We start from the raw sequence: 12158 nt of genomic DNA, 5'->3' as shown, positions 1-12158 counted from the left end.
CGCCCTTTCATCCACGATGCGGGCCGATCGGTTAAAACCGGTTTAAGTCGGACGGCCGAACCCGATAGGCCTGCGAAATGTCGAAGCCGGCCGTTCATGTGCTGAATCGCCCGGTAACGCCGTCGGTCGAGTACAATCCATCATCGGTGTCCGAAGACGGCGCGGTCTCGACCCGGCTACGGAATTCGGTTCTTCGACTGCGACGCCGCGATCTTCGCAAAAATAAAACCGGCGAAGCGGAGACCGCTGCGCCGGATTCGATTCGGATCGGGTGATGATTCGAGCCGCCGTCTAGGGCTCGCGGATGCTCTCGTCGAAGCCGCGGATCAGCGGATAGATGAAGTACGAGATCACGCTGCGGGTGCCGACCTTGATCTCGGCGGTGACGCCCATGCCGGGAATCGGCCGCGTGCCCTCGGGCAGGCCGCGCAGGTGGTTGCCGACCAATTCCACCTGCCCGCGATGGGTCATGTTGGCGGTGTTGGGGCCGGTGGCGCCCTGCGCCGTCTCCATCCGGACCGAGCGCAGGCGCCCCTCCAGCGTGCCGTGGCGCTGGTAGGGGAAGGCGTCGAGCTTCACCATCACCTCGTCGCCGGGCTTGGCGTAGCCCGCGTCCCCTGAGCCGATCATCACCTCGGCAAACAGCGGCGCGTCGAGCGGCAGCAGCGTCAGCACCGGTTCGGCCGGCTGCACCACCGAGCCGACCGAGCGGCGGGCGAGATCGAGCACCACGCCGTCCTCTGGGGCGGTGAGCACCACGAGTTCGTTCATGCGGTTGGCCTTCACGAGGCTCTCCGAGACGCTCTTCTCTTCCTTGCGCGCCTTGACCAGCGCTTCCATCAGCTCGCCGCGCCAGCGATCGACGAAGACCTGCCGCTCGGCCCGCTTGGCGGCGAGCTGGTTCTCCAGCTCGTTGCGGCGGTTGTCCTCCTCCTGGCGATCGCGCTCGGCCTTGAGGCGGCTCACCGACGCGCCGAGATACTGCACCCGCGAGGCGACGGTCTTCTTGTAGAGCTGCGAATACATCTGCTCCAGTTCGGAATAGACGTCGAATTGCAGCTCGGCCGATTTGGCGTTGACGCCGGCCGCCGCGAGGCTCCCCGTGAGGCGGGCGATCTCGGCATCGAACGAGCGCAACTGCGCCTCGAACTGCGAATGCCGCTGCCGGTGCAGGCTGGTCTGGAGCGCCACGTCCGGGCCGGTCCCGGTGAAGCGCGGCGGCTGATCGGCGAGTTCGGCCTCCAGGCGTTCCAGCTCGGCCCGCAGCGCCTCCTGCTGGCTGGCGAGCGCGGTGCGGTCGGCCTGGGCGAAGGTCGGGTCGAGGCGGGCGAGCACGTCGCCCTTGCGCACGGTGTCGCCGGCCTTCACCCGCAACTCGCGGATGATCGAGAGCTGGAGCGGCTGGAGCACGATGTTCGGCGCGTCGGCGAGCAGCCGCCCCGAGGTCGAGACGATGATGTCGACCTTGACTAAGACCGAGGCCAGCGTCAGCGCGGCCACCAGCGCGACGACGCCGTAGAGGGTCATCCGCATGGCGCCGGGCGGGCGCTCGGCGAACAGCGCGTCGAGGTCCTGCGGCTCGTCGCGCAGCGCCGTGCGGGCACGGGCCGCGCCGTCGATGGTGCGGCGGGTCCAGGCGGCGGCACCTTTCAGCCGGGCCCGGCGGGCATGGGGAGCGCGTGGCACGTCGGATGCCCTTGAGCGGCGCAGCATCACTGGAAATGCCTGGTCTGCTGGTGCCAGAGGCGTTGATAGACCTCGCAGCGCTCGACCAGCTCGGCGTGCGGCGCGCAATCGACCACCCGGCCGCGATCGAGCACGAGGATCTTGTCGGCCGTGACCAGCGAGGTCAGGCGGTGCGAGACGATGACCATGGTGCGCCCGTGCGCGATCTCGGCCAGATGCTCCTGCACGATGGCCTCGCTCTCGGGATCGAGCGCGCTCGTCGCCTCGTCGAAGATGAGCAGGCGCGGGCGCAGCACGAGGGCGCGGGCGATGGCGATGCGCTGGCGCTGACCGCCGGAGAAGTTCGAGCCGTTCTCCTGCACCATCGTGTCGTAGGAGGCGGGCAGGCGCTCGATGAACTCGGCCGCCCCCGCCATGCGCGAGGCCTCGACGATCTCGGCGATTGATGCGTCGGGGCGCGCCGCGGCGATGTTCTCGCGGATCGTGCCGCGGAACAGGAAGTTCTCTTGGAGCACCACGCCGATCTGCGTGCGCAGATGCGGCAGATCGATCTGGCGCAGGTCGATCCCGTCGAGGCGGATCGCCCCGCCCTGCGCGGTCTGGATGCCCTGGATCAGGCGCGTCACCGTGGTCTTGCCGGAACCGGAGCGCCCGACGATGCCGACGACCTGCCCAGGCTCGACCGTGAAGCAGACGCTATCGAGCGCGGGCGCCGCCGCGCCCGGATAGGAATAGGTGACCTCTTCGAATTCCATCCGGCCGGACAGCTCGGGCTTCATGCCGGGGCGGCGGGGATCGCGCTCGGGCGGATGGGTCATCACCGTGCCGAGCATCTCGACGGCGAGCCGCGTCTCCTGCGATTCGTTGACCAGCGCGACGATCTGGATGAGCGGGCCGGTGACGCGACCGGCCACCATGTTGAAGGCGATGAGCGCGCCGATGCTGAGCGAGCCGTCGAACACGTCGAGCGCGCCGAGGCCCAGCACGCAGAGCTGCATGCTCTTCTCCAGCCCCGTGGTCATCACGTTGGCGAAGGCCGCGAGCCGCCCGACCGCGGCGCGGCGGGCGACGCCCGTGGCGACCGTGGTGTCCCACTCCTTGAGCCGGGCCGGTTCGAGGGCCAGCGACTTCACGGTGCGCATCCCGTGGATCGTCTCGACGAGGTGCGACTGGCGCGAGCCTTCCGCTTGATAGAGCCGCTGAAGGTGGTGGCGGAAGATCGGGACGATGGCGCCGATCACCGCGGCGATGGCCAGCGAGAACAGCAACACGACGATGGTGAGCTTGCCCGAGTAGAAGGCGAGCAGTCCCAGCGTCAGCGGCAGCGTCACCGCGTCGAGCGCGGCCTGGAACAGGCGCCCGGTGAGGAACTGCCGGATCGTGTCGGTCTGCTGGAGGTTGCGCGTCAGCGCGCCCGCGCTCTGCCCCTCGAAGAAGTGCAGCGGCAGGTGCAGCATGTGCCGGAAGGTGCGGGTGGCGAGCCGCGCGTCGACCTTGTTGGTCACGTACAGCATCAGGTACTGGCGCACGTAGGAGAACAGGCCGTCGAACACGATCAGGATCGCGGCGATCAGCACGATGGCGCCGAGCGTCCGGTAGCTCTGATGGCCGAGCGCCTTGTCGATCAGCACCTGGAAGGTGAGCGGCGTAGCGAAGCCGATGATCGTCGCCATCACGGCCGCGACCGCGACGTCGCGCAGATAGCGCCGCTCGCGCAAAATCTCGGGGAGGAACCAAGTAAGGCCGAAGGTCTCCGGCTCGGTGGGCTTCGCCTTGGCCGGACGGCACAGCATCAACGTGCCGGACCACTCCGCGACGAATTTTTCACGCGCGACCGGGACGCCGCCGTCGGCTTCGGTGCGGGGGTCGAGAACCATCACGCCCGGCCCCTCGGGACCATCGGCGGAATCGGTGACGAGCACCCAGTTGCCGCCCTTCTGCTGCGCCATCACCGGCCACGCGCCGCCCATGGCGGCGAGGTGCTTCCAGCGGCGCTTGGTCAGCAGCCGGCCCTCCAGCCCGGAGGCGGCCAGCACCTTCAGCATCGAGCCGGTCGGGTCGTCCTCGCTGATCCCGGCGATGGCCTCGGGCCGGAGCTGGACGCCCCGGTGGAGCGCCATCACGAACAGGCAGCGGATCGCCGTGTGATGGCGCGAGAGCAGGAAGGAGGCCGGCGCGTTCACGCGAAGCTCCAGTCGGGACGGTGCGGCGGGGCGGGCGCGGGCATGGCCTGGACGCCTCAGGCGGCCCGGTGGGCGGCGGCGAAATCCCGGCGGGGCGCGCGGCCGACCGGTTCGGCGGATGACTCCACGACGAAAAACTCCCCCCCGGAACCGTATCGGCCCGGAGGCGACTGTGGGCCGCCATCGCTCAACATTGAGTTAACCTTGACGCTCGGATGCGGTTGACCCGAACGAACTGCCGCCGCCGGTCGGCCGTGCTGGAGCCACAAAGAGGACGGACGGAGCGATCCAATCCGATGGCGCCGCTTGCCCCGACCGGGTAGCCTGAGGCGGCGCATCCGGTACGCGCTCCAAAAAATCCGAGACGATGGTCCCCACAGGCTACAATCCGGCGCTGGTCGCCCTCTCGATCGCGATTGCGGTGTTCGCCTCCTACACGGCGCTCGACCTCGGCGGGCGGGTGCGCGGCGCGGCGGCGAACGCACGGCCGGTCTGGCTCGCCGGGGCGGCGCTGGCGATGGGCGGCGGCATCTGGTCGATGCACTTCGTCGGCATGCTGGCCTTCGAGATGGGCCTGCCCGCGACCTACCATCTCGGCCTCACCGCCCTGTCGCTCGCCATCGCCATCGGCTTCACCGGGGCGGCTTTGGGCTACGTCGCCCGCGACGGCGCCCGCGACCGCGACGTGCTGATCGCCGGCCCGGTGATGGGACTCGGGGTCGCGGCGATGCACTACACCGGCATGGCGGCGATGCAGGTGCACGGCAACCTCGCCTTCAGCCCGATCATCGTCGCGCTCTCGGTCGCCATCGCGGTCACCGCGGCGACCGCCGCCCTGTGGCTCACCTTCCGCCCCGGCAGCCCGTGGCAGCGGCTCGGCGCCGCCTGCCTGATGGGCGCGGCGGTGGCCGGCATGCATTACACCGGCATGGCGGCGGCGACCGTTACGGCGGAGGAGGCCGGATCGCACGCAGCCCACATCGCCGCCACCAGCATGGACCAGCAGAACCTCGCGCTGGCGGTGGCGGGCGCGACCTTCGTCATCCTGTTCCTGGCGATCCTCGCGGCCTCGGTCGATCAGCAGCGGATCGGCGGCGAACTGCGCGCCAGCGAGGAGCGCTTCCGCGCCGCGGTCCAGGCGGTGCGCGGTGTGCTCTGGACCAACGACCCGACCGGCCGGATGACAGGCGAGCAGCCCGGCTGGGCGGCGCTGACCGGGCAGACGCGCGACGAGTACCAGGGCTACGGCTGGGCCGACGCGGTCCATCCCGACGACCGGCAGTCCAGCATCGACGAATGGAACCGGACGGTGGCCGAGCGGCGCACCTTCGTCCACGAGCACCGGGTGCGGGCGCGTGACGGCATGTGGCGCCACTTCGCCATCCGGGCGATCCCCGTGCTCGACGCGCACGGGGCGATCCGCGAATGGGTCGGCGTCCACACCGACATCACCGAGCAGCGCGAAGCGGAAGCCGAACTGCGCGAATCGAACGAGGAGATCCAGCGCTACGCCTACATCGTCAGCCACGATCTGCGCGCGCCGCTCGTCAACGTGATGGGCTTCACCAGCGAGCTCGAGGCGACCCGCGAGGACATTCGCGCGGCGCTGGGCAATCACCCGCAGGCGCAGCGCATCGACACCGACATGGGCGAGGCGCTGGGCTTCATCAGCGCGGCCATCACCAAGATGGAGGGGCTGATCGCGGCGATCCTCAAGCTGTCGCGGGAGGGCCGCCGCCGCTTCGATGCCGAGCCGCTGGACATGAGCGCCCTTCTGCAAGGCATCGCGGACGCGCAGCGCCATCAGGCCGAGCGCAAGGGCGCCCGCGTGGTCGTCGCGCCCGACCTGCCGACCATCGCCGCCGACCGGCTCGCGGTGGAGCAGATCTTCGGCAACCTGATCGACAACGCGCTGAAATACCTCGACCCCGCCCGACCCGGCCTGATCGAGATCGCGGCGAAGCCCGCACCGGGCAACCGCGTGCGCTTCACCGTCTCGGACAACGGCCGCGGCATCGCCGAGCGGGACCACGCCCGCGTGTTCGAGCTTTTTCGCCGCTCCGGCCAGCAGGACCAGCCGGGCGAAGGGATCGGCCTCGCCCACGTCAAGGCGCTGGTGCGAGCGCTCGACGGGCGCATCGAGCTGTCATCGAAACTGGGCGAAGGCACCACCTTCACGGTGACGCTGCCGCGCGGGACCGCTACAGCCGACAAAAGTCAACGCGCTGCAACGCGGATGGCCGCCGAATGACGATGGAGACCACCATGCATCCCGTCTGCATCGTGATGATCGAGGACGACGAGGGCCATGCTCGCCTGATCGAGCGCAACATCCGCCGCGCGGGCGTGAACAACGAGATCGTGCCGTTCCGCGACGGCACCTCGGCGCTCGAATACCTGCTCGGGCCCGACGGCTCCGGCGAGGTGAGCGCGCGCCGCCATCTCCTCGTGCTGCTCGACCTCAACCTGCCGGACATGACCGGCATCGACATCCTGGAGCGGGTGAAGGCCAATCCGCATACCCGCCGCTCGCCGGTGGTGGTGCTGACCACGACCGACGACGCCCGCGAGATTCAGCGCTGCTACGATCTCGGCGCCAATGTCTACATCACCAAGCCGGTCAACTACGAAGGCTTCTCGAACGCGATCCGCCAGCTCGGGCTGTTCTTCTCGGTGATGCAGGTGCCCGAGAACTCATGACCGCCCCCGCTTCCTGCCGCGTCCTCTACATCGACGACGATCCGGGCCTCGGCCGCCTCGTGCAGCGGGCGCTGCAGACGCGCGGCTACGACGTCGAGATCGTCCTCGACGGCGAGGCCGGGCTGGCGCGGCTGCGCCGGGGCGGGATCGACCTCGTCGCCCTCGACCATCACATGCCGGGCCAGACCGGCCTCGATCTGCTGCCCGAAATCCGCGCCCTGCCCGACGCCCCGCCGGTCGTCTACGTCACCGGCTCCGAGGACAGCCGCGTCGCGGTGGCCGCGCTCAAGGCCGGCGCGGTCGATTACGTGTGGAAGGACGTACAGGGCCAGTTCCGCGAGCTGCTCGGCGAGGCGATCGACACCGCGCTTCGCGCCGAGGCGATGCGGCGCGACAAGGAGCGGGCCGAGGCCGCCGTGCGCGAGGCCCGCGACCGGGCCGAACTCCTGCTGCGCGAGGTCAACCACCGGGTGGCCAACTCGCTGACGCTGGTGGCGGCGCTCGCCCACATGCAGACCAGCGCGGTCAAGGACCCGGCCGCCAAGGAAGCGCTGAAGGAGATGCAGGCGCGCATCTCCGCCATCGCCGGCATCCACCGCCGCCTCTACACCTCGCAGGACGTCGAGGCGGTGGAACTCGACGCCTATCTCAGCGGCCTCGTCGAGGAATTGCAGCTCGCCATGAAGGCGTCCGGCCGCGACCACGCCATCCGCCTCAAGGCCGAACCGATCCGGCTCGCCACCGACAAGGCGGTCTCGCTCGGCGTCGTCGTCACCGAACTCGTCACCAACGCCTACAAATACGCCTATCCGGCCGAAGCCGCGGGCGAGATCCGCGTCACCGTCGAGCGCCAGGACGCCGACACGCTCTCGCTCGCGGTCGAAGACGACGGCATCGGCTGGACCGGCGAGGGCGAGGCCAAGGGCACGGGGCTCGGCTCGCGCATCATCCGGGCGATGGCCTCGAACCTCCGTTCGGCGCTGACTTATGCGCCGGGCCGCCCGGGGACGCGGGCGGTGCTGTCGTTCCAGGCGTGAGCCGGTTCGGAGGGCTTGTCCCACCCATTCCCCTCATCCTGAGGTGCTGCGAAGCAGCCTCGAAGGAGGGCTCCAGAAGTCGCGCGATCTCTGGAGCCCTCGTTCGAGGCTTCGCTACGCTTCGCACCTCAGGATGAGGGGGTTTGGGCCGGATGAGGCCCGCTGAGAAAAACTTCGAAGGCCGGCACCCTCACGGCGTGCGGTAGGCGGAGCCGTCCTCGGCTGTTGCCGGGTGCTCGACGTAGCGCCCGCCCTCCGGCACGGCGACGCGCTCGAAGTCCTGCGCCAGGGTGTCGAGGCCGCGCCGCAGCTCCGGCCCTGCGAGCGGCCGGCCGTGGCCGGTGACGGCGCGCTCCGGCTTCAGCGCGGCCAGCGCCCGCACCGAGGCCGCGGCGGCGGGCCAGTCGAGGGTCAGGTACATCGGCGGCCCGTGCAGTTCGGGCGCCTGGGTGGCGACCGCGTAGGCCGATTCCTGCGCCGTCGTCACGAAGGCGTCGCCGACGATCAGGCTGCGGTCGGCCTCGCGCCAGAGCGAGACGTGGCCCACCGAATGGCCCGGCGTGTGGAGCCAGCGCCAGCCCGGCAGCGGCGGCACGCTGCCGTCCTCCGGGAGATCGTGCAAGCGCTCCGACACGTCGACCGGACGCGTCGGATAGAGCGGCGCGATCCGCGCCATCAGCCCGCCGCCGACGCTCGGGTCCGGCGCCGGATAGGCGGCGCTGCCATCGAGATAGGGCCGCTCCAGCGCGTGGGCGTAGACCGGCGCATCCCATTCCCGTGCGAGCGTTTCGAGCACGCCCACATGGTCGAAATGCCCGTGCGTCAGCACGATCGCCGCGGGCCGCGCCCCGGCCCCGAACCGCGCCTCGGCCGCCGCGCGGATCGCGGGCGCCGAGCCCGGAATGCCGGCATCGACCAGCACCCAGCCGCGGTCCCCCGCGCCGGGCTCGCCGACGAACACGACGTTGACGAGGACGAGGCGGCGATAGGCGAGATCGGGCGCGACGGCGTGGGTGCGGTCGTCGCGCGCGGCATCAGCAGTTGGATCGTCGGCGCGCGCCTGCGGGTCGATCGGGATCTGCTGCGCCACCGCCGTCTCCTTCCGCAGACGGCGCGACGCGCCGTCCTGCCGGGGAAGGCGAGGATCGGGCGGTTAAGTTCCCGAGGGAAAGCTTCGGTTGGTACCCGGAACGCATCGGCGACGCTCACGCCGACGCCTCGGAGGACCCCGCACCGTCATTGCGAGGCGAAGCCGAAGCAATCCAGGGCTCCGCAGCTTCCGAAAGTGGCGTGACTTACGAGCGACGGGTCGGCGCGGTGCCGCCTCGTCCTGAGAAGTCGCGCTCTGGATTACTTCGGCTCCGCCTCGCAATGACGGTGGAGCCGCGGAATACGCAGCGCCAAGCCGTACGCGCCGAGCAAACCTTCGCGGCCGTACCGACCCCGAGGGCCGGTACGGCAAAATCGAAAAGAAAAGAATCAGCCGCGCTGGCCGATCGCCACGTAGTCCCGCCGATCCGGGCCGACATAGAGCTGGCGCGGGCGGCCGATCTTCTGGGACGGATCCTCGATCATCTCGGCCCATTGGGCGATCCAGCCGACCGTGCGGGCCAGCGCGAACAGCACCGTGAACATCGAGGTCGGGAAGCCGAGCGCCTTCAGGGTGATGCCCGAGTAGAAGTCGATGTTCGGGTAGAGCTTCTTCTCGATGAAGTACTCGTCCTTGAGCGCGATCTGTTCGAGCTGGATCGCGACCTCCAACAGGTCGTCCTTGATCCCGAGTTCGTTCAGAACCTCGTGGGTGGTCTTCTGCATGATGCGCGCGCGCGGGTCGTAGTTCTTGTAGACCCGGTGGCCGAAGCCCATGAGGCGGAAGGGATCGTTCTTGTCCTTCGCCTTGGCGACGTACTTCTGCACGTTCTCGGGGTGGCCGATCTCCATCAGCATTTTGAGCGCGGCCTCGTTGGCGCCGCCGTGCGCGGGGCCCCACAGGCAGGCGATGCCGGCGGCGATGCAGGCGAACGGGTTGGCGCCGGAAGAACCGGCCAGACGCACCGTCGAGGTCGAGGCGTTCTGCTCGTGGTCGGCGTGCAAGATGAAGATCTTGTCCAGCGCGCGCGAGTAGATCGGGTTGACGACGTACTCCTCGCACGGCACCGCGAAGCACATCCGCAGGAAGTTCGAGGTGTAGTCGAGGTCGTTCTTCGGATACACGAACGGCTGGCCGATGGTGTACTTGTAGGCCATCGCGGCGAGCGTCGGCATCTTGGCGATCATGCGCAAGCTAGCGATCATGCGCTGGTTCTCGTCCGAGATGTCGGTCGAGTCGTGGTAGAAGGCCGAGAGCGCGCCGACGCAGGCGACCATGACCGCCATCGGGTGGGCGTCGCGGCGGAAGCCCTGGAAGAAGCGATTCATCTGGTCGTGCACCATGGTGTGGCGCGTGACCCGGTAGTCGAAATCGGCCTTCTGGGCCGAACTCGGCAGCTCGCCGAACAGCATCAGGTAGGCGGTTTCGAGGAAGTCGCCGTTCTCGGCGAGCTGCTCGATCGGGTAGCCGCGATAGAGCAGCACCCCCTCGTCGCCGTCGATATAGGTGATCTTCGATTCGCAGGAGGCAGTCGAGGTGAAGCCCGGATCGAAGGTGAATTTGCCGGTCTGGGCGTAGAGCTTGCCGATATCGACCACGTCGGGGCCGATGGTGCCGGACTTGACGGGGAGCTCGACGTGTTTGTCGCCCACGATGATGGTGCTGGCGGAAGCGCTCATGGGAACGCGGACCTTTCTCGCGACGGGGACAGCACCGGACCGGAAGCCGAACCGCCTCCCGCTCCGTTGTGGCGCCGCAGCGGAACGCTGCGCCTGCTCACTGGAACTCCGGGTTAGCGGATCGGCTCCCGCCCATCAACGGGCGGGTGCCTGCCGTCCTTCGCAGATGCGAGAACCGGGCCGATTTGTCACCGGCCTTGCGGCAGCGCGCTCAGCCCGGAACGCGATCCCGCAGGCGCGCCAGCGATTCGTCGCGGCCGAGCACGGCGAGCACGTCGAAGACCGGCGGCGAGGTCGCCCGCCCGGTCAGCGCCGCCCGCAGCGGCTGGGCGACCTGGCCGAGCTTGACCCCCGCACCTTCCGCGAAGCGCCGCACCGCCGCCTCGGTGGAGGCGGCCGTCCATTCGGGAAGGGCTTCGAGTTCGGGAATCAGCGCGCGCAGCCGCTCGAGCGCATCGCCCGCGAGCAGGGCTTCGGCCTTGGCATCCAACGCCAGCGGGCGCGGGGCGTAGAGGTAGAAGGCGCTGTCCAGAAGCTCCACCAGCGTCTTGGCGCGCTCCTTCAGCCCCGGCATCGCCGCGATCAGTTTCTCACGCAGGTCCGGCGTCAGGTGAGTCGGCAGGCCGCGCTCGGGACCTCGGGCCGGGAGGATCGCGTCGATGGCGTCGGCCAGAGCCGCGTCGTCGCTGCCGCGGATGTAGAGGCCGTTGAGGCTCTCCAGCTTGGTGAAGTCGAACCGCGCCGCCGAGCGGCCGATCGCCTTGAGATCGAAGGCCGCGACCATCTCCTCGGTGGAGAAGATTTCTTGGTCGCCGTGGCTCCAGCCGAGGCGGACGAGGTAGTTGCGCAAAGCCGAGGGCAGGTAGCCGCGGTCGCGGTACTCCTCGACGCCGAGCGCGCCGTGGCGCTTCGACAGCTTGGCCCCGTCCGCCCCGTGGATGAGCGGGATATGGGCCATGGCCGGCACGTCCCAGCTGAGAGCGCGGTAGATCTGGCTCTGGCGGGCGCCGTTGGTGAGGTGGTCGTCGCCGCGGATGATCTGGGTGACGCCCATGTCGTGGTCGTCCACGACGACGGCGAGCATGTAGGTCGGCGTGCCGTCGGAGCGCAGCAGCACGAGGTCGTCGAGGTCGCGGTTGGCCCAGGTGACGCGGCCCTGCACCCCGTCCTCCACCACGGTCTCGCCCTCGAGCGGAGCGCGCAGGCGGATCACCGGCTTGACGCCGGCCGGCGCCTGCGACGGGTCGCGGTCGCGCCAGCGCCCGTCGTAGCGCGGGGCCCGGCCCTCGGCGCGGGCCGTCTCGCGCATCTGCGTCAGTTCGTCGGCGGTGGCATAGCAGTGGTAGGCGTTGCCCGAGGCCAGCAGGCTCTCGGCGACCTCGCGGTGACGCTCGGCGCGGGCGAACTGGTAGATCACCTCCCCGTCCCAATCGAGGCCGAGCCAGCGCATCCCGTCGAGGATCGCGTCGATGGCGCCTTGCGTCGAGCGCTCGCGGTCGGTGTCCTCGATGCGCAGCAGCATCTTGCCGCCGAAGCGGCGGGCATAGAGCCAGTTGAACAGGGCCGTGCGCGCGCCGCCGATATGGAGAAAGCCCGTGGGCGAGGGCGCGAAGCGCGTGACGACGGGTGCCGACATCGATCTTTTCTTGAAAAACCTGGGATTTCGGGAGGGCGGCCGCGGCTGCTCTGGGCCGGGCGTGTAGCACGCGGATGCGGATGCGTTAAGGAATCCTCATCGGTGCCGCGCAGGCCGGCACCGCGCGGCAAGCGGAGCGCGCGCGAC

General features: G+C 69.6%; 8 protein-coding genes. 3 read left to right on the top strand and 5 right to left on the bottom strand.

Annotation, left to right across the window (positions count from 1 at the left end; translation table 11 throughout):
• Positions 1 to 291: 291 nt before the first annotated feature.
• Entirely contained in the window at positions 292 to 1686 is a 1395-nt protein-coding gene (locus AAHG03_RS19690; RefSeq protein WP_342152597.1) for an HlyD family type I secretion periplasmic adaptor subunit, read from the bottom strand.
• A gap of 26 nt (positions 1687 to 1712) precedes the next feature.
• Positions 1713 to 3806, bottom strand: coding sequence for a peptidase domain-containing ABC transporter (locus tag AAHG03_RS19685; protein ID WP_342152629.1), 2094 nt, complete (start codon positions 3804 to 3806; stop codon positions 1713 to 1715).
• Between the two features lie 430 nt (positions 3807 to 4236).
• Between AAHG03_RS19685 and AAHG03_RS19680 the strand changes: the two genes are divergently transcribed.
• From AAHG03_RS19680 to AAHG03_RS19670, 3 genes are read left to right on the top strand one after another with little or no spacing between them, the layout of a single operon-like run.
• Positions 4237 to 6120 carry an MHYT domain-containing protein gene (locus tag AAHG03_RS19680; RefSeq protein WP_342152596.1) on the top strand — a complete coding sequence of 628 codons (1884 nt, stop codon included), beginning with the start codon at positions 4237 to 4239 and terminating at the stop codon, positions 6118 to 6120.
• Between the two features lie 14 nt (positions 6121 to 6134).
• Positions 6135 to 6569, top strand: a complete 435-nt coding sequence (locus AAHG03_RS19675; RefSeq protein WP_412759773.1) for a response regulator — start codon at positions 6135 to 6137, stop codon at positions 6567 to 6569.
• On the top strand, positions 6566 to 7606 hold the full coding sequence (locus AAHG03_RS19670) for a sensor histidine kinase (protein WP_342152592.1): 1041 nt from the start codon (positions 6566 to 6568) through the stop codon (positions 7604 to 7606). Before AAHG03_RS19675 ends, AAHG03_RS19670 begins: the two co-directional genes overlap by 4 nt.
• A 190-nt stretch (positions 7607 to 7796) precedes the next feature.
• Here AAHG03_RS19670 and AAHG03_RS19665 read toward each other — a convergent pair whose 3' ends face one another.
• The 3 genes from AAHG03_RS19665 to gltX all read right to left on the bottom strand — a co-directional run bounded on the left by AAHG03_RS19665 (position 7797) and on the right by gltX (position 12011).
• The gene (locus AAHG03_RS19665) at positions 7797 to 8696 is read right to left on the bottom strand and encodes an MBL fold metallo-hydrolase (RefSeq protein WP_342152591.1); all 900 of its coding nucleotides are present in this window, start codon (positions 8694 to 8696) and stop codon (positions 7797 to 7799) included.
• Positions 8697 to 9085: 389 nt separating this feature from the next.
• Positions 9086 to 10375 (bottom strand): citrate synthase, encoded by a 1290-nt coding sequence (locus AAHG03_RS19660; protein WP_342152589.1) that lies wholly within the window; start codon positions 10373 to 10375, stop codon positions 9086 to 9088.
• 211 nt (positions 10376 to 10586) lie between these two features.
• Positions 10587 to 12011 carry a glutamate--tRNA ligase gene (gene gltX / locus AAHG03_RS19655; protein ID WP_342152588.1) on the bottom strand — a complete coding sequence of 475 codons (1425 nt, stop codon included), beginning with the start codon at positions 12009 to 12011 and terminating at the stop codon, positions 10587 to 10589.
• Positions 12012 to 12158 lie beyond the last annotated feature (147 nt).

This window comes from Methylorubrum subtropicum, assembly GCF_038442325.1.
Lineage (GTDB): Bacteria > Pseudomonadota > Alphaproteobacteria > Rhizobiales > Beijerinckiaceae > Methylobacterium > Methylobacterium subtropicum.
Note: the sequence above shows the minus strand (reverse complement) of the source record. Positions and strands in the feature narration are given on the sequence as shown.